The sequence below is a fragment of the Imperialibacter sp. genome (genome assembly GCF_048007035.1).
Taxonomy (GTDB): Bacteria; Bacteroidota; Bacteroidia; order Cytophagales; family Cyclobacteriaceae; genus Imperialibacter.
The window spans coordinates 41,573-65,940 of sequence record NZ_CP180355.1; the positions used below are offsets into that span (position 1 = coordinate 41,573).

Below are 24,368 nucleotides of genomic sequence, written 5' to 3' on the forward strand. Positions count from 1 at the left end.
GTATGCCAAACAAAAAACAATAGCTATTTGATGGTATCAAGTACCAATGCGTCAGTATCCACACTACCATCGGCTAAAAAAAGATCAATTTCTTTCAGACATCTGGGGTATTTCTCTAGTAGCAACTGCTCCGACAATTGCATATACGTGCCCAACGTTCGCTGGAAGCTGTGGAAATCATTCTTCCTGCCATTTCCAATATTTCTCAGGTCACTGATTAACAGGTTGTCTATGCCGGCTACCTTTTCCTGAAGATCATAAGATTCGTTAATTACGTACAAGAGATTAAAATCGATTGATGACAATATGGAAGAATTGAGGCTCGTTTTCCACGCCACTTCAGGCAAGCAAAGCAATTCGATTTCTATATCAAGCCTACCTCTCGCTAGCAGTAAGTCCGGGAATTGCGCCTGAAGGGAATCAAATTGACTACTGGAGCCTAAGAATGTCATATTATCATCCACCAATGGAAGGTAAGCATTCAAAAAGTCGAGCTGACGTGCGTTAACTTGAACTAGCGTATCCATGGCAGACTGATTTCTTGCTACTTCACTTCGAATATTTTTCAAAGCCACCTCTGCTACTTGCTGCTCCCGCCTGTTACCCGCCCAGTTGTTAAGCCAAAAGGCTATCAGCACACCCAAAACCACTCCTGCAAATCCAAGGACGTGGTTCAACCATTCAATTTTGCCCGATGTGCTCTTTTTCTTTTTTGCCATAAAACGAAAGTCTCGCTTTAAATTTATCAACCCTGTGGGAGGAAAACAACCCGGGGGCACATTGCTATTGGCTGACGGAAAAAAACGAAAGACCCGGCCAAAGGCCGGGTCTTTTTAATACCGGAACATATTATCCATACACCTGCTTATTCCGGTCGTTCTGATATAACGTAGCCAGCGGGTATTTCCTTGTCTGGCAGGTTAAATGTTTCTTTTACAGCATTGTAGTCGCTGTAGTCCATCCGGCCTGTGAACTGCCCAGGCACCACTACTACCCTGGCCAGCCAGTTATCGAGAAACGGCGAGCCGAGGTTGTCGAGGTTGAAGTCGGAATCGAGGAATACCCTGGCGTCGAACTTGGTGAAGTCGAAGTTGTACTGCAGAAAGCCGAAGTCGGTGATCATGGACTGTGGCAACAGGCGCCATACTTCTGTGCCGTCATCGAGCGTATCCCATAGCAGGTAAACCAGTACCACATCCGAATCCAATGCGGTGAATCCATCGGGGTACTCGAGAAGGACACCATAATCGGGCGATTCAAAGTCGAAGACGAATTCAAACACATAGGCTTCCTCGCCGTCTTTTCCGTCGACACCATCGTAACCATCGAACCCCTGTGGGCCGGGAGGGCCCTCCGGACCAACGCAGGATTGACCGATAAGGAGCATAGCAACAAAGGCTGAGTAAATGAGCTTTTTCATATCATTAGATTTTTTGGTTCATACTGGCAATAAGCCAAAGATTGTTCCAAAAAAAATTTTTGAACGACTTTCCTTTTACCTTTGAGGCAAAACCAGATCATGAAAAAGACCCTAATCTACTTAAACAGCCTGTTTTTCATCCTTTTTTCCTGCTCGGAAAAAAAATCAGCCGAGCTGTTCAAAGCCACGGATTTCACTGCCGAAAATCTTTTCACCAACAACATTGAGGGGCCGGCCTTTGATGCTGACGGCAACCTGTACGTTGTCAACTTTGGAGAAGACGGCACCATTGGCAAGGTGGATAGCGAAGGCAATGCATCGCTCTTTTTGACCCTGCCCGAGGGCAGCACCGCCAACAGCATCAAATTTGGCAAAGACGGCACCATGTACCTGGCCGACTACACCGGCCACAATGTGCTGGCGGTTGATATGGCCACAAAAGCTGTGAGCGTGTTTGCCCACAACGACACTTTCAATCAGCCCAACGACCTCTGCATTGACCGCCAGGGCAGGCTCTTCGCTTCCGACCCCAACTGGGGAGACAAAACCGGGCAAATCTGGAGGATTGACACCGATGGCAGCACCGTTTTGCTCGACAGCGCCATGGGCACCACCAATGGCATTGAGCTGAGCCCCGATGAAAAGACGCTGTATGTGAATGAAAGTGTTCAGCTGAAAATATGGGCATTCGATGTAGATGCCAATGGCGACATTACCAACAAGCGGGAATTTGCTTCCTTCGATGATTTCGGTTTTGACGGTATGAAATGCGACAAGGAGGGCAATTTGTACGTAGCCAGGTATGGCAAAGGAGTCATCGCCGTATTGAGTCCAGCTGGCGAATTGATAAGGGAAGTGGCGCTTACAGGCAAAAAGTGCAGCAACCTGGTTTTTGGTGGTGCCGATGGCAAAACCGTTTTCGTGACCCTACAGGACAGAAAAGGCATGGAGAAGTTCCAGAACGACATTCCAGGTAAGGGTTACTAGGCAATGACTCAGCTACTGAAACACATCGCCGTGGTGGTGGCCGACTACGACGAGGCCATTGAGTTTTATACGAAAAAACTCCATTTCACCCTTGTGGAAGATACTCGCCTGAGTGAAACCAAAAGATGGGTGCTGGTGGCGCCGCCAGGCGGAGCCGATGGTTGTCTGCTGTTGCTGGCCAGGGCCGCCACTGAGGAGCAACAAACCAGGGTTGGTAACCAAACCGGCGGCAGGGTGTTCTTATTCCTTCACACAGATAACTTCCAAAAAGACTATCAAAACCTGCTTGATCAGGGGATCAAAATCGTTCGTGAGCCTTCGCAAGAGGCATACGGTACCGTGGCAGTTTTTGCTGACTTGTATGGTAATTTGTGGGATTTGATTGAGCCAGGCTCCTCCGGCGGCTGACGGCTCCATCGAACAAGACCTGCTGGCCGTACCGACGCCTGGCCAATCTGGGGGCACTTTCCTGTAGGATGTGGCTTCACCAACATCCTTTGGGTATTACGCCCTTTCAGGGCTTGGCGGGGGTAAGCCCTGAAGGAGCCGACGGAGTGTAATATCTATGCTTTGGGTGGAGCCCGATGCAAAACAAAAGGCAGGATAGGGCTGCACCCAATCCTGTTTTTATCTCGCCCTTTCAGGGCTTGCGGGGAGGTACGAGCCCTGAAGGGGCCCGTACGGAGCGAAATATCTATGCGTTGGGTGGAGCCCTACGCACAATAAAAGCAAGCTAAACTCTACTGGCAGGATAGGGCTGCACCCAATCCTGTTTTTATCTCGCCCTTTCAGGGCTTGCAGGGTTTCGAACCGTGAAGGGCCACGGACGGAGTGGTATATTCATGCGTTGGGTGGCGCCATGCGCACCGACCGGCGGCTGACGGCTCCATCGCACCGGGCTTGCTGGCCGTACCGGCGCCTACTCTTCCGTCCCCTGCCTCATTCATACCTCAGCGACTTCACCGGATTCATTCTTGCGGTGTTGATGCTGTGCCAGGCCACGGTGAGGAAGGCCACAACCACTACCGCAACGCCAGTGACAGCAAAATATATCCAGCTCATGCTGATGTGATAGGCAAAGTTTTCCAGCCATCCATTCATAAAATACCAGGCAAAGGGCCAGGCGATCAGGTTGGCAATCAGCACCAGCTTGAGGAAGTCCCACGACAGCAGCCTTACCAGACCGATTACATTGGCACCAAGGGTTTTTCTAATGCCAATTTCTTTGGTTCTTTTTTCAATCATGTAGTTGGTCAATCCGAACAGCCCCAACACACCAATCACTACCGAGAGCAGGGTAAACAGCACCAACACGCTGGCCTGCCGCTGCTCGCTGTCATAAAGCCGCTGTAGCTCAGTATCAAGCAGGCTGTACTCAAAGGGTGCGTCGGCAAAGATGTTCATCCAAACGTCACGCACATGGTCCACCCCGGCCGGGTCGTTTATGTTATTAACTTTTACGTACACATACCTGTCCTGCCACGGGCTGACGAAAAAGAAAAGCGGGTCAATTTGGCTCCTCAGTGAGTTGAAATGAAAGTCTTTCATCACCCCTACTATCTTTCCGCTTGTTTCGTCACCATAGTGGAGTGTTTGCCCAACGGCCTCCTCAGCTCTCCAGCCCAGCATGCGCACCAACGCTTCATTTACCACCACATGCCTATTCAGCGGTTCATCGGTGCTATCATTCAGCTGCATGGAGGTAGCATTGAAGCCCTCCCCTGCCAGCAGCTCGATACCCAGCGTATTTACCATTTGATCGTCGGTGGTAAAGCCAAGTGTTCGAATGCCTTTGTTGGGATCCATACCGTCTTTGTACGACGACCAGGTGGCCAGAATATTGCCCATCATGGCCGAGCCTCTGCTCACATCGCCAATGGCACTATTCTGCTTTAGCTCGCTGCTGAAGGCCTCAAACTTGTTGAACATCTTTCTGTCGGCAAAGGGCACAACAATTACCTGTTCGGAGTTGTACCCGAGGTCTTTGCTGTTGGTGAAATTGAGCTGCTGGTAGATGACCAACGTGCCCAGAATCAGAAAAATAGAAATACTGAACTGGAAAATGACCAGCGCTTTGCGAAACATGTCGCCAGCTTTGCCGGGGTTGAAAGTGCCCTTGAGCACCTTCACCGGAATGAACTGCGACAAATACAGCGCCGGGTAGCTGCCAGCGATCAGAGTGATGGCAAACACAACGGCCGCCAGTAGCGCTATCCAGCCGGGGTTGTCAAAATAGCTGATCGATATTTTCTGTCCAATGAGCTCGTTGAAAGCGGGTAGCGTGAATTCAGTAATGCCTACGGCTAAAAGCACTGCCAGGAAAGTGATGATAAGGGTTTCGCCGTAAAACTGTAGGATAATGTGCGTTCTTACTGCACCCATTACCTTTCTGATACCCACCTCACGGGCTCTTTTTTCGGAGCGGGCCGTCGTCAGGTTGATATAATTCACGCAGGCCACCAGCAAAATGAAAACGCCAATCAGCGCAAAAGCCAGCGTGTTGGACATGTTTCCTCTCTGACCAATGTCCGCCTGTAAACTGCTGTCCATGTATATGTCGGTTACCGGCTGCATTTCAAACGACACAGACATGCCCGAACCCTCCAGTTGCTCTCCAAGTTCCCTTTCAGCGATAGCATTTATTTTCGTTCCTACTTCTCCGGAGTTTACCCCCTTCTCCAGCTTCAAATAGGTGATATAGTTCATGGGAAACCACTGCTCTCTATCCTCCATGCTATGAAAGGCGCAGATGAAGTTGAACTGCAGATGACTATTGGCAGGCGGATCTGCCACCACACCGGTTACCTTCTTGTCAGTATTGTTGTTAATTCTCAGCGTCTTGCCCATTGGGCTGCCTCCAGGAAAGTACTTCCTGGCCATGGAGGATGTGATGACTACCGAACTTGGTTCCTTTAAAGCTGTCTCTATATCTCCTTCGATCAGGTTGAAAGAAAACACCTTAAAAAATGAGGAGTCGGCGTAAGAAAACGTCTTTTCCATAAATACCCTTTCCCCTTCCTTTACAATGGTTGGCTTAAAAATGCCCACATCAGCATAACGGCAGAATAGCTCCACACCAGGCACCTCTCTCCTGGCAATGGGCCCGAGGATGCTGCCAGAAACAGCGATTCGTCCCTTTTCTTCACCCATGACTGCGGAAGTCACCACTCTGAAAATGCGCTCCTTCTCTTTGAAGAACTGATCGTAGCCCAGTTCGTGGGAAACGAACAGGAAAATGAGCAGACAACTCGCCACGCCGGAGGCAAGACCAAAGATATTGAGCAGTGAATAAAACTTATTTTTCCAGAAACTCCGGAAGGCGATCGTAAGGTAGCTTTTGAACATATCGATGAGTTTAGTTGCCCTGTGGCACATGTGTTGGCAAATAGCTTACCAAACTTAATCTCCTCAAATATAGCTTAAAAGGCGCTTTTCAGTGAGCTGACAACACCCTAACGTCCGTCAGCGGACACCAACGACCGCAGGGTGTACAATTCAATGTCGTTTAGTTAAGGGCATTCTACCTTTCACTTCCCTAAAGGGCCCAACAATGACCATTCTCTCGCTCTTTAGGGTTGGGGTAAAAATGGAATTGAGACACCAAACCTCTTAACTAAACGAGATTGGGACACAATGTGACAATTAAGCCGTAAATTGGTTTTCAAATGAATCGTCATGAGTCAGAGCTTCCACAATGTCAATATTCAATCGCATCTTGATAAGATGGAGGAGTTGATTGCCGAGGTCAACAATGTATTCGGAGACCTGTCGGCGCAGCAGTTAGGCTGGAAGCCTGCAAAAGGTCAATGGAGCATCAGAGAATGCCTGGATCATATCATGACGACCAACAAACTATACTATCCACAGTTTGACAAAATTGCTGATGGCAGATACGAGCCTGCTTTTTGGCAAAAAATGCCTGCTTTTTGGCACAACTTCTGGGGTCGGCAGCTGGTGGAATACCTGGGGCCGGAAGTCAAGCGTAAGTCGAAGTCGCCGGCGGTGTTCAAGCCAACCGCCGGCAGGCTTAGCCAGCACATCGTGAAGGACTTTACCGACAGCCTCAAGCTGCTCACGAGAAAGATGATTGCGATGGATCATGTAAACCACACATCCGTCATTGTTACGTCGCCGGTGTCAAGGCTGGTGACCTACTCGCTGTACGATACCCTGCAAATTGTGGTGGGGCATGCCGAAAGGCATATAAACCAGGCAAAACGTGTAAAGCAAGACCCGCATTTCCCAACAAGCTGATGTCGTCCGCCATGCAAGTCTTTCGCTCACTTGGTCAAAATTTCTAGTTTTGAAAAAACAAAGTCCATGACAGACCTTATCAAAAAACTCAACTATAAAGCTCAGCAGGCCATTGGCATATTTGAGTCTCCGGAGGAGTTTGCTCCTCATATCACGGACTTTGAGAAGCTGGGAACTGTTTATACCAGCATCAACGCCGCCGACAACTTTGACTTTGTGCTGGTGTTTGTAAAAACAGAGCAGGCTATTGCCACGCTCAGTCAGAAGCTGGCGCCAAAACTAACTGACGACGCTCCGTTTTGGTTTGTCTACCCAAAGAAGACTTCCAAAAAGTATCAAGCGGAAATCCACCGTGACCACGGCTGGGGCTCGCTTGGAAAACTGGGTTTCGAAAGTGTGCGTATGGTAGCGGTGGACGACGACTGGTCGGCACTGAGGTTCAGAAAAGCAGACAAAATCAAAGTACTGAAAAGAGACCCTTCGTGGCGGCTGACCTGATGCACACATTTAATTCTGACAGGCAGTAAAGCAATATCGGTATTGAGAATATCTCTATCTTGTGGAGATAACCAACCAAAATTCAAATGAACAATCTACTTTATATCGTTGCCGTTCTTTGCGCAATATGGGTCATTTATGACGTATGGGCCAACCGCAAGTCGATGAGTACGGGCACCAAACTCATTTGGACAATTTGTGCGCTTTTTTTTAGTATCATCACTGCCATTATATATGCCGTGGTGGGTAAAAAATGAAATAAAAAAGACAATGCCTGGCTGTGGCATTGTTCATTTCTCTTCACTTGGAAAGTGATAATTTTAATCCAAATCGGCTGCCGTTTTAACTGAACGATGGTTAGCTTTCTGCCACGGTTTACCTGCCAAACACAGAGGTACAGAAAATTTGAAACGGAAAGCACTCAATATCATCAACTGGTCTTTGCTGGGAGTAAGCAGTGTCGGCCTGCTTCTGCTGATTGCTGACGTGGGCTTCCCCTACAGCGGCGTTCTTGAGGTCTACCTTCATACCTGGCTTCCTATTCTTGCGGCCATCTTGTTTGTGCTGATTACGGCTGCCAGCACCATTGCCTGGATACTAGACCGCACTCGACTGCGGTCGAGACTGGCAGAGGCGCTGCTGGCCATCTACATGCTGGCTTACGTGGTGCTTTCAATCAACCCCCAATGGTATCCTCAGCTTAGTTTTTTCACGCACAAATTCACCGGCTATTGGGGTTGCTTTTTCATTTTTGTGATAGAGTTTTCAAGGCGCACGACGTCCCTCTACAGGCTTTCAAAGAATCCGGCCAACCTCTTCATCTTCAGCTTTGCCCTCATTGTGCTTATTGGGTGCGGGCTGCTGATGTTGCCCAATGCCACCTATGAGGGCATTGGCTTTGTCGACGCTCTTTTTACCTCAACGAGCGCTGTATGCGTCACAGGCCTCATAGTAGTCGACACCGGCTCATATTTCACCACCTTCGGTCAGGTTGTGATACTTGGGCTCATTCAGGTGGGTGGTATTGGCATTCTTACCTTCACCAGCTTTTTTGGTCTCTTTTTCAGAGGCGGTTTCAGCATCCAGAACCAGCTGTTTCTGAAAGATGTAACAAATACTAACCGGCTGGCAGAAGTAACCGGCATTGTAAAGACAATTATCGCCTTCACTCTTCTTGTCGAGCTGGTTGGAGGTATTGCCATATTCACGCAGCTCAACAAGGCAGTACTACCGGGTTTTGTCGACAGGGTTCTCTTTGCGGGCTTTCATTCCGTGTCAGCCTTCTGCAATGCAGGCTTTTCTACGCTAAGCAATAGCCTTTATGATCTAAATTACCGCTTCAACTACTCTCTCCATTTGGTCATCGCCTTTCTGTTCATCTTCGGGGGGTTGGGCTTTCCAATTGTCTTTAACTTTGTGAACTATGTTCGGGAGTCAGCTCGCACAATAGCGGCCAGGCTCGTAAAACGACGGGTTGTGTATCGGCTACCCATCAGAATCAACCTTCACACACGGATCGTACTTATTACCACCGCTCTCCTCATAGTACCCGGCACGTTGCTTTTCTACTTCTTCGAATACGACAACACGCTGGCCGAGCACAACGAATTTGGCAAATGGGTGACCGCCTTCTTTGGGGCAGTTACGCCCCGCACCGCCGGTTTTAATACTGTCGACAATGCAGCATTGAAGCTTCACACCATCATGATCGTGTTGTTGCTCATGTGGATTGGCGCCTCGCCCGGATCAACAGGCGGAGGCATAAAAACTACCACCATCTTCCTGGCCACCCTCAACTTTCTGAGTCTGGCCCGTAGCAAAGACAGGGTGGAGTTTGGCAAAAGAGAAATATCCAACAAATCTATCAGGAGAGCGTTCGCCATTATTTCTCTTTCGCTGATATTTATCGGACTGGCCACATTTATGATTACCATGCTTGACCCGGAACTACCTTTTATTCAGGTGGCGTTTGAATGCTTTTCGGCTTACAGCACCGTGGGACTCAGCATGGGCATTACTTCCAGCCTGAGTACCGGTAGCAGGCTGGTAATGATTTTAATGATGTTCATTGGTCGTGTGGGCGCACTTACATTACTTGTAGGTATGCTACGAAGGGTACATACTTTGAGGTATCGCTATCCAAACGAAGAATTGGTTATAAATTAAGCTTGATGAAGTAGCCATATGAAATAGCCATAAGGAATACCTTACCGAACGGAATGAATAACCTGTCAGCAGACTAAGATCTATTCCGTAACCGTACAGGCTATTCCATCTGGCCGCTAAAAAGTAAATTTTATACAGATGAAATACATAGTTTTTGGTCTCGGAAATTTCGGCAGCAGCCTGTCCACCACCCTCACAGCCATGGGGCATGAGGTGATTGGGGTGGATAAAAAAATGGACAAGGTGGAACTGCACAAGGATGACATTACGCACACTATTTGCCTCGACTCCACTGATATTCAAGCGGTAAGTTCACTTCCTCTGGAAGATGCGGATGCGGTTATTGTTGCCATAGGTGAAGACGAAGGTGCCTCTATCATGACCACGGCCCTGCTGAAACAACTCCATGCAAAACGCATTATCGGCAGGGCGGTGAGCGAACTACACACCACGGTAATGCAGGCCATGGGCGTGCATGAAATCAGCCGGCCAGAGCAAACCTCTGCCATCAGGCTGGCAAAAAGGCTTAACTTCAAAGGCGTGGTTGATTCATTCGAGCTGTCGGACAAGCACAATATCATTGAACTGAAGTGCCCCGAGAAGTATGTCGGGAAAACGCTGTTGGAGTCGGAGCTTAGAAAGAAGTACAACATAACGGTGTTGACCACCATTAAGCCGGTGGAAGGTAAAGAAGACGGCAAAATTTCCGGCGTAGCGACAGCAGAGACAGTTCTTGAGGAAGGAGATACCCTGGTTATTTTTGGTGCACTTGACGACTTGAAAGATATGCTGGACGACAGTGAGTAAAAGCGCAAAAAGATGCGGATCAATACAGACCCGCATCTTTTCAATCAAACACTGGCGATAAAAGGTGCTTTGCCAACAAAGGCAGCGTCAGTCAGCTGATCGGCTACAAAATAAGCCAGGTCTGCAGCACTGATCCCGTCGCCCGGACAATCCTCCAAACTTGCTTTCACTCCCCTCCTTTCGTCGGTCAGCTGAATCATGGGAAGTCGCACAAGCGTCCAGTCAATATCGCTTTTTGCAAGAAACTCATATTCCACCTGCTTGTCCGCTGTGGTTTTCGGGTAATTGGTTTTCATCCACTCAGAGGCCATTACCACCTTTTCGTTCTTCTTGTCAAATGGCGTGTTGACGTTGAGCCCGGTAAGGACGACATACCGCCGGATGCCATAAGTTGTCATTGCCGCTACAATATTCTTTGTGGCCTGACTGAAAATCGACTCCTCACCTCTTGGCTGGCCAACTGCACTGATGATGGCCTGGCATCCGTCCGACAAAGACCGGATAGCTTCCACATCTCTTGCATCACCTTTTAGTAGCTCGATTCCCGGGTCTTTAAGTTGAAAGTTTTCAGGAAACCTAAGGAGAAGTTTGATGCGGCATCCACGGCTGAGCAGCTCTTTTACGATGTACCTGCCGGCCTTACCTGTGCCGCCAATGACGGCTATTTTTGAAATGTTATTCATGTTACTCTTGATAAAATAAGACAATAGTTGATTACCTGGTTTTGCCAGAAAGGGAAACCGATTGAGCAGAAGTGTTTTCTGCTAAGGCGAAGTCAATATTTTATCAGGAGATTCTAATACCCTGAAGATAATGGATTTTCGGCAATTATCCTGGCCTGTAAATAATTCCCAAGCTAACCTGGTATGTCTCGGGGAAAAAAGCACTGCGCAACGAGCTTTGTTGTTGTTGCCTGATTGGAATGGCTGGGTTTTCCAAGTTTGATCTGTAATAGCCCGCATTCAGGATATTGATTGGCACTACGAAATCCAGGAATATCTTTTCGTTAACGGCATAGAGCAAGCCGGGTTTGACAGCCAGGTTGATCGTGGATTCATAGGTGCTAAGTGGGTATTCGACTGAATATCTGGGGCTATAGCCGCTGAAATTATTGTTCAGGGTTGCCTTCGCACCAATTTTGAATTTCAAGGCATTGTCGGTATTACCCTTGATAAATCCGTACTCAAAAAAAGGCGAAACGACGGTCTCATAATCTCTGATGGTAGGCCCTGATGATGATCTGGTGTTAGAGAACTTCAATGCATCGAAACCGGCTTCGAAGTACCTGCTTTCTCCAAGAAAGACGAATAATGACGGAATATCGGCCGCTAACTGGGAACTAGTGTTTTCGTTTGATTTCTGATACGAATAGGTGGCTCCAGCTTTTAGAGCAATTTGAGCAGAGGCCAGATGGGAAGTTAGCACCCAGAAAAGAATAAGAATTGATGGTTTCATAGTATTTTTATTATGGACAACGAACCATACACCCCTTTTCATATTGAACTAAAAATAAATTTCATCAAATAAAGTATTCTGTAGACATACTGGCATTATAAATTACTTTAAAATACTTAGTTCAAGCTCTTAAACACTGGGTTCATTAACTCAGCAGCCTGGAATGGATCCAAGCTGCTCACAAAACCGTGCCGATGGCACTGGTCAATCGGCTAGAGGCATTTTTTACAAGCAAACCAAGTTCGGCACTTCAAACCTTCAGCCTGGAATGAATTCCAAGCTGCCTACAAAACCGTGCCGATGCACTAGTCAATACGAAGTTTATTCATGTAGAAATACAGCTCGGGAGTTCTCAAATCCTCAGTCAAATACTCTACTCCTACTTCCATGCCTCTTTTACCCTCGCTTCCAAATATTTCAACGTGGCAGGCGCTTCTTTTGGAAAGTCGTCCCAGCGGGATTCGATCACAATTTTTCCTTTATAGTCAATTTTCTTCAGCTCTTCCAAATACGGAACTACTTCATCGCCCAGTGTGCCGGGCGGATCCCGGTCCGCCTTTTCAGCGATATCGCAATGGAAGGTAATGCCCTTTCCCATCGCTATCATCGATGGGGGATCGCCATCCATGAGCATGTGGTAGATGTCTACGCAAGCCATCAGATTGGGCTCATCTACCCGCTTCACCACATTCACTATCTCATCAAATCCGTTCAGAAAGTTGGCTTCGGTCTTGTTGAGGTTTTCTACGGTGAGCAGGATGTCGTACTTCTGAGCCTGCACGGCTACCTTCTTCGCAATGGCTACAAACTGATCCACAGCCTTTTCATAATCCCAATCGTCCGGCAATGTGCGGGAGCCACCGCTGCCCCACACCACCAAATCAACGCCTATCTGCTGGCACCGCTGGAATACCAGGTCGGTATACGCCAGTATCGCCTCCTCATTCACATCAGGGCCAATCACTTTCAGGTTGCCTGGCAAAAAGTAGTTCACCGCAAACATGTTGGTTTTTAGCTTTTTGATCGTCGCTGCATTCTGAGCAAACTGCTCATCTGACACCTTTTGCGGGCTGATAATTTTATCCACCTTTTCCACAAAAAACTTATAACCAGAAGCCCGCATAAGAGCGTCGTCTTCCAGGTCCCATGCCACAGCCACGGCCGGTCGTTGTGCGTGAACAGTAAAGGAGGTGCCGAGAACTAAGAGAGTGAACAGAAAAGTTTTCATAGCGCTAGTTAAGTAGGTTATTTCATTGCTTCCTTCCACAGGAAACATTAACTTAAACTTAACTATTAATTTCAAATACCTCCCGTTTGAGAGGCGTAACTTCACCCTAACCAAATCTATCTATCATGAATTATATTTCAGCCGTTGCAGTCGGCTTTCTGGTGCTTGGCTCGGCCTGCTCTGGGCCCGTAGAAAAAGCCAGTATCAAGATTGAACCTATCGAAGGGCCAACACCCTACACCAGCCTCGATCTCAACAATGATCCCTCTTCTTTCCAGTTTGCTATCGTAACTGACCGAACCGGCGGCCATCGGGGCAATGTGTTTGAAGTGGGCCTAAGCAAGCTGAACCTGCTACAGCCGGAATTTGTGATGAGCGTGGGAGACTTTATTGAAGGCTACACTGAAGACGAGGCACGACTGGACGCAGAGTGGACAGAATTCAATGGTTTCATAGATTCCCTTACCATGCCCTTCTTTTACGTGCCTGGCAACCACGACATCACCAACAAAGTGATGTATGATAAATACAAATCGATTTTCGGGAAAGACTATTACCATTTTGTATACAAAGACGTGCTGTTTCTCTGCCTCAACTCCGAAGACAACTACCGTGGCTCGGGCAAAGGTACCATCGGTGATGAACAGTACGAATGGATTGAGAAGACACTGGCAGCCAACGCAGACGTGAAATGGACGCTGGTGTTTATGCACCAGCCCCTGTGGAACCAGCAGGCGGAAACGCTTCGCTGGCCTGATGTCGAAAAACTGCTTGAGCCGAGGAAGCATACCGTATATGTAGGCCATCATCACAGCTATGTGAAATACGAGAGAAACAATGGCAAATACTTCATCCTCGCCACCACGGGGGGCGGCAGCCGACTCAGAGGGCCTCGTTTTGGTGAGTTCGACCATGTGGTGTGGATCACCATGACGGACAACGGGCCCATCATGGCAAACCTGGAGCTGTCGGGCGTTTGGGACGAGAACGTGGTGACTGAGCAGTCGAGCAACTACTTCAGGCCTCTTTTCAATGGGCAACCTGTGCGTATATCGCCAATGTTTACCGACGGCAGCACGTTTTCAAGTGGCACCACTGAAATCCGCCTCACCAACGACAGCGATGCGCCTATGGACGTCAGCTTTGAGCTGGCAGCCAACAAGGACCTCACATCCAGCATCATCCGGCAGAGCCTCACTATTGCACCAAATTCCGTAGAAATTCTTTCCCTCAAACTGAGTGGGAAAGCTGCATCAGTAGCTGCACTTGAGCCAGTAGCGTTGAAAGGCACGGTGACATTCCACGGCGACGGCATGGCGGACATTACAATGGATGTAACGCAAAATGCCCGTCCGGCGAAGAAGGAGTACCTGGCAAAGGCGGCCGCTAAAACAGTCGATGGCAAGCTTGACGATTGGACGAGCCTCCCCTACTCAGAAACCGAGATGTACACCGAGGCCGACCCCTTCTCTCACAAGGGCGGGAAAGCCGATGGTTCTGTTCGCTTCGGCATCAGCTACGACGACAAGTTCCTTTACATAGGCGCAGAAATAACAGACGATGAACTGCTGGCCGTGGCCACGTCAAGGCCTTACAACCAGGATGCCTTTCAGGTCATTATCGACGGCCGCAGTGAAAACATCAGCTCCTTCGGCACCAGTCTTTCAGGTGTGCTGTACATCGGCATGAGTCCTTATGTGGATGGCACCGACAACACTACGCCTTTCACCAGCGGCAGCAAACCCGATGGAACCATTGGCGTAACAAGAAAAACGGAAAAGGGCTATGCCACAGAGCTAGCCATTCCACTTAGCTACCTCAGTGAGCAGCAGGGTGGCGACTGGAAAACAGCCCGCATTAATGTGGGCGTGAACGACTTCGACAACGACTATAACCACCGCACCAACCTGTGGTGGCAACCCGACTGGCGTGGAGCTGCCAACTACCCCGGCTCGGGCACCTTCTTTAGAAAATAACACGGGTAATATTAGTACGAGAAAAGAGCCTGCGGAAACGTGGGCTTTTTTTTACTCCTATCACAATTTGCACACTACAGCGAGAAAGCCTCTTCTAAGGAGTATCTCACTAGAAAATGTATTTGGAAGTCATTTTTTGGGAATCGTTGTCGGTTAAGAACAGGGTGAATACGGCATGAGTACTTTTTCAGAAAGAAATAGTTGAAAAATATACAGACAAAATATTTAGATTTGATTCTAATCTAGAGGGTCAGAAGAGCCCTCTGGTGTTCTATTAATAATTTCAACCGGTGGATTTATTCAAACGAATTCTGATAAAAAATTTATGCAGCCCTAAAGGTGCTGTTTTATTTCTAGCTGGATCGTTTCTATTGCACAACCATGGCATTTCCCAAGACCTTATCGAGAAATATCGGAACAAAGTATACGGCAGTGTGTACGCCATTGAAATAGACGAACCTAATGACCTCATCTATTTAGCAGGAAATTTTACCCGGGCAGGTAATCTGGCATCCTATGGAGCTGAACTTGATCCTACTTCTGGTCAAGTACCATCGGGGTTTCCACAGCCAAATGGCACTGTGTATGCTTCCATATCGGACGCAGAGGGCGGCTACTACATTGGAGGTAGCTTCACAAACGTTGGCGGGCTTGAACGCAGAAACCTTGCCTACATTAGTCACAATGCTCAGGTTACATCATTTGCGGAAAACTTAACGATCTCAGACCCCATTTACTCGTTGGCTCTGGGGGATGGCAAGCTCTATATTGGAGGCTCCTTTATTGCTGTAAAGGATAACTATGTTGGCTCCCGGGGTGCAAGTCTCGATGCGTCAACTGGAAACCCTAACTTTACCTTTCCGAAAGTAAACGGGCAAGTTTTAACTGTTGCTTCTGATAATGATGGAGGATGGTATATAGGTGGTGAGTTTACTTTTGTTGGGGAAAAATCAAGGAACAACATCGCTCACATCACCGCCGACGGCAACGTATCAGACTGGAATCCCAATGCCAATAGTGCTGTGTTTAGCCTGATTATGTATGGCTCTACTGTTTATGCAGGTGGTTACTTTACTACTATTGGGGGCCAATTTAGGAACTACATTGCGGCCATAGATGGTAGCGACGGACTTGCAACGGCCTGGAACCCGAATGCAAATAATGAAGTACGTACACTGGTAACAGATGGTACGAACTTATATGCTGGTGGCAGGTTCACAACGTTGCAGGGCCAATCAAGAAATTATATCGCCGCAATAAATATTAGCAGTGGACTTGTCACGACGTGGGATCCAAATGCGAATGATTTTGTAAACTGTCTGGCGACTGACGGATCCACCATATATGTAGGAGGCTATTTTTCCAACATTGGTGGGCAATCCAGAGCTAAAATTGCCGCACTGAATGCCAGTGATGGACTGGCGAACAGCTGGAACCCTAGTGCAAACAGTTCGGTGTGGAGTTTGGCTATAAGTGGCACAAAAGTGTATGTAGGTGGCGCTTTCACCTTTATTGGAGGAGCGAGCAGAAACCGGTTGGCAGCACTTAATGTTGGCGGCATCAACAACGGCTTGTCGACAAGTTGGAATCCTGACCCAAACGGCTCAGTAAACGCTCTATATCTGTCAGGCACAACCCTGTACGTCGGAGGCAATTTCACAATTATTGGTGGACAGTCGAGACACCATGCTGCGGCTGTTAGCACAAGCGATGGTCTAGCGAATAGCTGGAATCCCATTATGAATAATGCAGTGCATAGTTTGGCGGCAGACGAAACGAATGTGTTTGCAGGAGGGACATTTACTAGCGTAGGGGGTGAATTGAGGAACCATCTGGCAGCCATCGACTTAGATAACGGCCTTGAAACAAGCTGGAATCCGAATGCGAACGGCACCGTATATACTTTAGCTTTAGATGGAACTAGAGTCTACGCTGGAGGAAGTTTCACCAATGTTGGCGGTCAATCAAGAAATCGGATAGCGGCGCTTAACACTGCCAACGGGTTAGCTACATCCTGGAATCCAAATGCTAGTGCCACGGTATACAGTTTGGCATTGGGGGGAACTATTGTTTATGCGGGTGGGAGTTTTACTAGTATTGGTGGCCAATCCAGAAACTACATTACGGCTTTGAATGCTGGCAATGGGTTGGCTACAGCTTGGAATCCCAACGCAAATTCATCGGTCAGGACTATCGCAATAAGTGGGTCAACAGTATACACAGGGGGAGATTTCACCAGTATTGGAGGTCAATTCAGGAATCGTATTGCAGCGCTAAGCACCAGCAATGGACTGGCTACCGCCTGGAACCCCGATGCAAATGCAACAGTAAGAAGTCTGGCAATCGATGGCACATTGGTTTATGCCGGGGGAAATTTCACAAATATTGGAGCCGAACCACGAAATTATATTGCAGCTCTGAATGCGAGCGATGGACTGGCTGTAGAGTGGAACCCCAATGCAAATGCGTCAGTAAGTTGCTTGGCTATTGGGGATGCTGGAGTATATGTAGGAGGCGACTTTCAAGCCATTGGCGGCCAATCACGAAATCACATTGCTGCGCTAACTATTAGCGATGGGCAGCTAACAGATTGGAACCCAAATGCAAACAGCATAGTGTTCGCTCTTGCCTTAGAAGGCACAAGTTTGTATGCAGGCGGGGGGTTCACTAGTATTGGAGGCCAACCAAGAAACAGAATTGCGGCAATAGATGTCACCAGCGGTCAGGCTTTAGGATGGAATCCTGATTGCAATGGCACAGTATCTATGCTATTGACTGATGGAATAACCATGTACACTGGTGGCTCTTTTTCAAGCATCGGTGGTCAGCTACGAAACAATATCGCAGCATTAAGTTTGGCAACCGGCCAAGCAACTTCCTGGGACCCAAACAGTAATAACTTCGTGACAAGCATGGTAATTGATGGTACAACTGCTTATGTCGGTGGCGGCTTTACAAACATTGGAGGGCAATCAAGAAGTCGCTTAGCCGCCATCAGTTTGAGCGACGGGCTAGTGACAAGCTGGAATCCTGGTACGAATGGGGCTGTTTACAGTCTACAACGAAATGGGCCTATTTTGTATATTGGAGGCACATTTACAACAATAGCCAGTCAGACGAGAAGCTATGTCGGCGCCCTGAATCTAAGCGACGGCGTGGCAACCAAGTGGGATCCTGGCGCAAATAGCGGTGTTTACAGTTTGGCCTTAGACGGAACAAGTATTTATGCCGGAGGTACATTTACCGAGATCGGTGGTCAAGACAGAAATAAAATAGCGGCGCTAAAACTTAGTGATGGCTTTGCTTCAACATGGAACCCAGGAATAAGTGATATCGTTAGAACTATCGCAATAAGTGGAACAACAGTATTCGCAGGTGGTTCTTTCAGTTCGGCATTTAATCAGCCTAGCTGGGGGCTGGCAGGGATCGTTTCCTCAGCAATTGCACCAGACTTTTCTTTAACCACAATTTCTCCCAAAACTTATGGAGATGCAGACTTCACATTATCGGCCAACTCCACCAACTCTTCGGGGGCAATTGCCTTTACCTCTTCGGATGAAGGAACTCTAGATGTTTCAGGGAATACTGCCACAATCCATGCCGCCGGCGAAGTAACCATTACGGCCCTCCTTGAAGCTACAGAAACCTTTGCGGCGGCCTCACTCTCTCAAGTGCTATCTATAGCAAAAGCCACACTTTCAGCTTCAGCCCCCAACCAAAGCCGTGAGTATGGAGAGCCCAACCCTACCTTATCGGTCGAAGTTACCGGGTTTGTTAATGGAGAAGATCTCAGTGTGCTGGCTGCCGTTCCAACTGCCACTACAGAAGCCAGTACTGACAGCAACGTGGGCTCCTACCCCATCACCGTAAGTGCTGGAAGCGATGATAATTACGAAATCAACACATCAGATGGAACTTTGACCATAACCCAGGCTAACCTGACTGCAACTGCCGTCGATAAAGTAAAAACCTATGGAGAGGAAAATCCAACACTGGAGGTAATTTACTCAGGGTTTAAGAATGAGGATGACAAAACAGCATTGACGACAGCACCTTCCCCATCAACAACCGCCACAAGCACAAGTGCGGCAGGCGAATACCCAATCTCACTCTCTAACGGAAGTGATGACAATTACACCATCTCCAACGTGCCGGGTACATTGACGGTCAATAAGGCCACACTTTCAGCTTCAGCCCCCAACCAAAGCCGTGAATATGGAGAGCCCAACCCTACCTTATCCGTCGAGGTTACTGGGTTTGTTAATGGAGAAGATCTCAGTGTGCTGGCTACCGCTCCAACTGCCACTACAGAAGCCAGTACTGCCAGCAACGTGGGCTCCTACCCCATCACCGTAAGTGCTGGAAACGATGATAATTACGGTATCAACACGTCTGATGGAACTTTGACCATAACCCAGACTAACCTGACTGCAACTGCCGTCGATAAAGTAAAAACCTATGGAGAGGAAAATCCAACACTGGAGGTAATTTACTCAGGGTTTAAGAATGAGGATGACAAAACAGCATTGACGACAGCACCTTCCCCATCAACAACCGCCACAAGCGCAAGTGCGGCAGGCGAATACCCAATATCCCTTTCTACCGGAAGTGATGACAATTACACCATCTCCAACGTGCCGGGTACCTTGACGGTCAATAAGGCCACACTTTCAGCTTCAGCCCCCAACCAAAGCCGTGAATATGGAGAGCCCAACCCTACCTTATCCGTCGAGGTTACTGGGTTTGTTAATGGAGAAGATCTCAGTGTGCTGGCTACCGCTCCAACTGCCACTACAGAAGCCAGTACTGCCAGCAACGTGGGCTCCTACCCCATCACCGTAAGTGCTGGAAACGATGATAATTACGATATCAACACGTCTGATGGAACTTTGACCATAACCCAGACTAACCTGACTGCAACTGCCGTCGATAAAGTAAAAACCTATGGAGAGGAAAATCCAACACTGGAGGTAATTTACTCAGGGTTTAAGAATGAGGATGACAAAACAGCATTGACGACAGCACCTTCCCCATCAACAACCGCCACAAGCACAAGTGCGGCAGGCGAATACCCAATATCCCTTTCTACCGGAAGTGATGACAATTACACCATCTCCAACGTGCCGGGTACCTTGACGGTCAATAAGGCCACACTTTCAGCTTCAGCCCCCAACCAAAGCCGTGAATATGGAGAGCCCAACCCTACCTTATCCGTCGAGGTTACTGGGTTTGTTAATGGAGAAGATCTCAGTGTGCTGGCTACCGCTCCAACTGCCACTACAGAAGCCAGTACTGCCAGCAACGTGGGCTCCTACCCCATCACCGTAAGTGCTGGAAACGATGATAATTACGATATCAACACGTCTGATGGAACTTTGACCATAACCCAGACTAACCTGACTGCAACTGCCGTCGATAAAGTAAAAACCTATGGAGAGGAAAATCCAACACTGGAGGTAATTTACTCAGGGTTTAAGAATGAGGATGACAAAACAGCATTGACGACAGCACCTTCCCCATCAACAACCGCCACAAGCACAAGTGCGGCAGGCGAATACCCAATATCCCTTTCTACCGGAAGTGATGACAATTACACCATCTCCAACGTGCCGGGTACCTTGACGGTCAATAAGGCCACACTTTCAGCTTCAGCCCCCAACCAAAGCCGTGAATATGGAGAGCCCAACCCTACCTTATCCGTCGAGGTTACTGGGTTTGTTAATGGAGAAGATCTCAGTGTGCTGGCTACCGCTCCAACTGCCACTACAGAAGCCAGTACTGCCAGCAACGTGGGCTCCTACCCCATCACCGTAAGTGCTGGAAACGATGATAATTACGATATCAACACGTCTGATGGAACTTTGACCATAACCCAGACTAACCTGACTGCAACTGCCGTCGATAAAGTAAAAACCTATGGAGAGGAAAATCCAACACTGGAGGTAATTTACTCAGGGTTTAAGAATGAGGATGACAAAACAGCATTGACGACAGCACCTTCCCCATCAACAACCGCCACAAGCACAAGTGCGGCAGGCGAATACCCAATATCCCTTTCTACCGGAAGTGATGACAATTACACCATCTCCAACGTGCCGGGTACCTTGACGGTCAATAAGGCGATACTGTCCGCAACGGCTGAGGATGCAACCCGAGGTTATAAACAAGAAAATCCAGCGTTTTCCATACTATACAAAGGGTTTAAGAACTCAGATGATCAATCTGTTATTGACGCTTTACCGACGGTCATTACTCTGGCAAAAATTTCTTCTAATTCGGGTGACTATGTGTTAACTCCTAAAGGTGGTGAAGACACCGATTATGATTTCGAATACATATCGGGCAAGCTGACTATAGAAAAAGCGCATCAGAAAATCACTTTTGAGCCTTTGCCAGCAAATCTTACGACAAATACAAGTGACCTTGAACTACAGGCATCTACAGACTCTGGATTGCCTATTTCCTATTCTTCCAGCAATGAGACTGTCGCTATTATAAACGGAAGCACACTGTTAATTGAATCTTCCGGTCTGTCAACCATCACAGCTAGTCAATTTGGAGACAGTAACTACCTTCCTGCGGAAAACGTTGATCAACTACTGGCGGTCGCCGCCGTGTTAGGAATACCGACGATCGGCCAGAAGGAAATGTCTATATATCCTAACCCGGCAGAGAATGACCTCCATCTCCTTGAAAAAATAGATAAACCTGGAAGGTTAAGGCTGACCGACCTAAATGGAAAAGTGCTAATGGATCGAACCTTCGAGAGTCTTGAAAGGATTGAAATCCGTCATCTAAAAAACGGAGTTTATCTCTTGTATATAGAAATTGAGAATTCCAGCCTTATGACGAAATTTGTAAAGAAATAGTCGCCATTGATATAATGGACAGACTGAGCTCTTTTGAGCAGCGAGAGTGTCTGGCAACAATTTGAAAACAGCCTGATTCAGCTTGATTTTTATAATGCCTTCTCCAAAAAAGCATCACCTATTCCTCGCATGAATGCCATTGCATCCATCAGAAGCAAATACAAAGACGCCGCTTTTCTTATTGGGAACGGCCCTAACCTGCGAAGTGGCATTATGCCATCCTGGAAGGACTTGCTGAAAGCAGCTTCCCCAAAACCTATTCCTTTCGACCTGACAGGACTGACTAATACCGAAGCATATGATCTGATTGAGATATACGCAAATGATGTGGTTAAAGTGAAAAATAGAGTGAAAGCTGAATTGCAATTGACAAACAGCGATGACCTGAGTGTCCATAGAAAAATCATGGAATTTGCCAGGTCAACAAACACACCTGTGCTGACAACAAACTTTGATACGGCATTTGAAAAATCAGTCGGCGCCAGACCATTTCACACTGATTCTGACGGATTCACCCGTTTTTACCCCTGGAAAACCTACTATGGCTTTGAGAAACTTAAAAACCCTGCACAAGGCTTTGGCATATGGAAGATTCATGGCGATGTGAACTACCGGGACAGCATCAGGCTCGGGCTTGGCGACTACATGGGAAGCGTTCAGCGGGCAAGAAGCCTCATCACCAAAGGACGGCGCAGGCTTTATAAAGAAACACTTCTGTCAAAATCGTGGCAAGGCGAGCAGACCTGGCTCCATATCTGGTTCCACAGCCCGCTCATCATTTTTGGCTTTGGCTACGAACCCGATGAGGTGTTTCTAAGGTGGCTGCTAATTGAAAGAAAAAGGTATTCGATCAAGCTCAAATACGCCATGGACGTTTGGTATGTCACGAAGGGTTCGCCCAGCCCTTCTGTGAAAAACTTAATGGAGAACCTGGACGTGACAATTCATTTGGTGGAAGACTATTCGGATATCTACGATGGTCTGTAGTCAAAAAAATAACAGCCTATACCACACCTGCTTTTAGCCGCCTCTTAGAAATAATCTGCTCAACATTTAGGGAGCCTTAAAGATATCGGTTTTTCATTTTGCTATCTTCGATTCCTTCATCTGAAAAAATATATGCAATACTCCAGGCTCTTTGTCGGTAAGTCATTCTATCTCTCGGTAGTCACTGCACTCACGCTATTGCTAAGCCAATGCGGTTCACCTCAATCCAGCACCCTCCTTATCCGGAATGCTACCATCGTCGACGGCACTGGCAGCAAAGGGTATATTGGATCGGTTCGCATTGAAGGCAAGCTCATTGCCGCCGTCGGTGATTTGGCCCCCTTGCAAACAGACTCGGTCATTGATGGCACCGGACTGGTGCTCAGTCCAGGTTTTATCGACACCCACAGTCACCACAGTGGCAACTCACCAAGAAGCGTTGACGCAGCCATCAGCCAGGGAATCACAACAATTATCGTGGGGCAAGACGGGAGCTCATTCACTTCGTTGGAAGCTTATTTCGATTCACTGCGATTAAGTCCTATCTCTCCTAATGTGGGTTCTTATGTAGGTCACAATACGGTGAGACGGGCTGTGCTCGGAAGCGACTTTCAGCGAAAAGCCACCAGGGAGGAAATCGACCGAATGAAGCTATTGGTAACAAAAGAGATGGAAGCGGGTGCGCTGGGGCTGTCAACCGGCCTGGAATATGACCCAGGCATCTATTCAAGCGCCGAAGAAGTTTTGGAACTTGCCAAAGTAGCTTCACAATATGGCGGCCGGTACATCAGCCACATGAGAAGTGAGGATGTGTTTTTGAAAAGAAGCATTCAGGAAATTTTGACGGTTGGAAGGGAGGCCAACATGCCGGTCCAAATCTCACACTTTAAGATAGGTCTGAGAAGTTTCTGGGGTCAGGCGCCGACATTTCTGGCGATCCTCGACAGCGCCAGGGCCGTAGGTATAGACGTAACTGCCGATGTTTATCCATACGAGTACTGGCAGTCGACCATCACAGTGCTGTTTCCCGACCGTGATTTTGAGAACAGGGCCACCGCAGAATTTGCCTTGACTGAGCTGACGTCGCCGGAAGGTATGATCATTGGCCGGTTTGAATCCAACAAAGCTTACGAGGGTCTTACGCTTGATAGCATTGCACGCCTTCGCAACGAAGACCCGGTCACCACTTACCTGGCCCTTGTGCAGATGTCATTGGAAACCGGAGCAAGTATTATTGCAAAGGCCATGGATATCGAAGACATCAAAGCAATCACCCGGTGGCCCTATGCCAATATTTGTTCTGACGGCGGAACAACAGGCCACCCCAGGGGCTGGGGCGCCTTCCCACGATACTTCAATATGGAAACGAGCGAACCAATAGAAATGAAAATTCATAAAATGACTGCACAAGCAGCTGAAAACTTAGATTTAGACAGCATTGGCGTTATCAGGGAAGGTTTCTATGCTGACCTTACACTCTTCGACCCGGATGCATTTATCGATCACGCCACCTACGGCAAAAGCTCGCAGCGGGCGACTGGGTTGAAAATGGTGCTTGTATCTGGCGCTGCGGTATACAATGGGCAGGAACCTACCAACATATTTTCAGGCCGATTGATCCGGGGTAGTCATCAATAGCAGCTGTTCGCTGCTTGAGTAATTCGCTCCGCTTTTTATGAGTTTCTGATGATTTAAATCACTATTTTGATCCCCTATTCACC

17 protein-coding genes are annotated in these 24,368 nt (G+C 47.9%); 12 read left to right on the top strand and 5 right to left on the bottom strand.

What is annotated here, in order from left to right:
• Window positions 1–23: 23 nt before the first annotated feature.
• Both ACMVP2_RS00195 and ACMVP2_RS00200 read right to left on the bottom strand, forming a co-directional pair.
• Complete coding sequence (locus ACMVP2_RS00195; protein WP_416866221.1) at window positions 24–719, bottom strand: hypothetical protein; 696 nt, start codon at window positions 717–719, stop codon at window positions 24–26.
• A 146-nt stretch (window positions 720–865) separates the two neighbouring features.
• Window positions 866–1,420 carry a hypothetical protein gene (locus ACMVP2_RS00200; RefSeq protein ID WP_339793091.1) on the bottom strand — a complete coding sequence of 185 codons (555 nt, stop codon included), beginning with the start codon at window positions 1,418–1,420 and terminating at the stop codon, window positions 866–868.
• Between the two features lie 99 nt (window positions 1,421–1,519).
• Here ACMVP2_RS00200 and ACMVP2_RS00205 point away from each other — a divergent pair, with 99 nt between their 5' ends.
• Window positions 1,520–2,407 (top strand): SMP-30/gluconolactonase/LRE family protein, encoded by an 888-nt coding sequence (locus ACMVP2_RS00205; protein ID WP_416866222.1) that lies wholly within the window; start codon window positions 1,520–1,522, stop codon window positions 2,405–2,407.
• 3 nt (window positions 2,408–2,410) lie between these two features.
• A complete protein-coding gene (locus tag ACMVP2_RS00210) occupies window positions 2,411–2,815 on the top strand; it encodes a VOC family protein (RefSeq protein WP_416866223.1) in 405 nt (134 codons plus the stop codon).
• A gap of 531 nt (window positions 2,816–3,346) precedes the next feature.
• Here ACMVP2_RS00210 and ACMVP2_RS00215 read toward each other — a convergent pair.
• Window positions 3,347–5,752, bottom strand: coding sequence for an ABC transporter permease (locus ACMVP2_RS00215; RefSeq protein WP_416866224.1), 2,406 nt, complete (start codon window positions 5,750–5,752; stop codon window positions 3,347–3,349).
• Between the two features lie 330 nt (window positions 5,753–6,082).
• On the opposite strand from ACMVP2_RS00215, the gene ACMVP2_RS00220 reads away from it, so the two are divergent.
• From ACMVP2_RS00220 to ACMVP2_RS00240, 5 genes are all read left to right on the top strand, one after another.
• Window positions 6,083–6,661, top strand: a complete 579-nt coding sequence (locus ACMVP2_RS00220) for a DinB family protein (protein WP_416866225.1) — start codon at window positions 6,083–6,085, stop codon at window positions 6,659–6,661.
• A 66-nt stretch (window positions 6,662–6,727) separates the two neighbouring features.
• Window positions 6,728–7,159, top strand: a complete 432-nt coding sequence (locus ACMVP2_RS00225; protein WP_416866226.1) for a hypothetical protein — start codon at window positions 6,728–6,730, stop codon at window positions 7,157–7,159.
• An 86-nt stretch (window positions 7,160–7,245) separates the two neighbouring features.
• A complete protein-coding gene (locus ACMVP2_RS00230) occupies window positions 7,246–7,416 on the top strand; it encodes a PLDc N-terminal domain-containing protein (protein WP_339793098.1) in 171 nt (56 codons plus the stop codon).
• A gap of 148 nt (window positions 7,417–7,564) precedes the next feature.
• Complete coding sequence (locus ACMVP2_RS00235) at window positions 7,565–9,325, top strand: TrkH family potassium uptake protein (RefSeq protein ID WP_416866227.1); 1,761 nt, start codon at window positions 7,565–7,567, stop codon at window positions 9,323–9,325.
• A gap of 138 nt (window positions 9,326–9,463) precedes the next feature.
• Window positions 9,464–10,132 carry a TrkA family potassium uptake protein gene (locus ACMVP2_RS00240; RefSeq protein WP_339793101.1) on the top strand — a complete coding sequence of 223 codons (669 nt, stop codon included), beginning with the start codon at window positions 9,464–9,466 and terminating at the stop codon, window positions 10,130–10,132.
• Window positions 10,133–10,176: 44 nt separating this feature from the next.
• Here the strand turns inward: ACMVP2_RS00240 and ACMVP2_RS00245 are convergent, their stop codons facing one another.
• Window positions 10,177–10,815 carry an NAD(P)-dependent oxidoreductase gene (locus tag ACMVP2_RS00245; protein WP_416866228.1) on the bottom strand — a complete coding sequence of 213 codons (639 nt, stop codon included), beginning with the start codon at window positions 10,813–10,815 and terminating at the stop codon, window positions 10,177–10,179.
• A 580-nt stretch (window positions 10,816–11,395) separates the two neighbouring features.
• Between ACMVP2_RS00245 and ACMVP2_RS00250 the strand changes: the two genes are divergently transcribed.
• Window positions 11,396–11,443 carry a hypothetical protein gene (locus ACMVP2_RS00250; RefSeq protein WP_416868230.1) on the top strand — a complete coding sequence of 16 codons (48 nt, stop codon included), beginning with the start codon at window positions 11,396–11,398 and terminating at the stop codon, window positions 11,441–11,443.
• A 523-nt stretch (window positions 11,444–11,966) separates the two neighbouring features.
• Here the strand turns inward: ACMVP2_RS00250 and ACMVP2_RS00255 are convergent.
• Window positions 11,967–12,815, bottom strand: coding sequence for a sugar phosphate isomerase/epimerase family protein (locus ACMVP2_RS00255; protein WP_339793104.1), 849 nt, complete (start codon window positions 12,813–12,815; stop codon window positions 11,967–11,969).
• Between the two features lie 125 nt (window positions 12,816–12,940).
• Between ACMVP2_RS00255 and ACMVP2_RS00260 the strand changes: the two genes are divergently transcribed.
• The 4 genes from ACMVP2_RS00260 (at window position 12,941) to ACMVP2_RS00275 (ending at window position 24,285) form a co-directional block, all read left to right on the top strand.
• Window positions 12,941–14,791, top strand: coding sequence for a metallophosphoesterase (locus ACMVP2_RS00260; protein WP_416866229.1), 1,851 nt, complete (start codon window positions 12,941–12,943; stop codon window positions 14,789–14,791).
• Between the two features lie 434 nt (window positions 14,792–15,225).
• Window positions 15,226–21,660 (top strand): MBG domain-containing protein, encoded by a 6,435-nt coding sequence (locus ACMVP2_RS00265; protein WP_416866230.1) that lies wholly within the window; start codon window positions 15,226–15,228, stop codon window positions 21,658–21,660.
• A 129-nt stretch (window positions 21,661–21,789) separates the two neighbouring features.
• Complete coding sequence (locus tag ACMVP2_RS00270; protein ID WP_416866231.1) at window positions 21,790–22,647, top strand: SIR2 family protein; 858 nt, start codon at window positions 21,790–21,792, stop codon at window positions 22,645–22,647.
• Between the two features lie 132 nt (window positions 22,648–22,779).
• Window positions 22,780–24,285, top strand: coding sequence for an N-acyl-D-amino-acid deacylase family protein (locus ACMVP2_RS00275; protein WP_416866232.1), 1,506 nt, complete (start codon window positions 22,780–22,782; stop codon window positions 24,283–24,285).
• The last annotated feature ends 83 nt before the right edge of the window (window positions 24,286–24,368 follow it).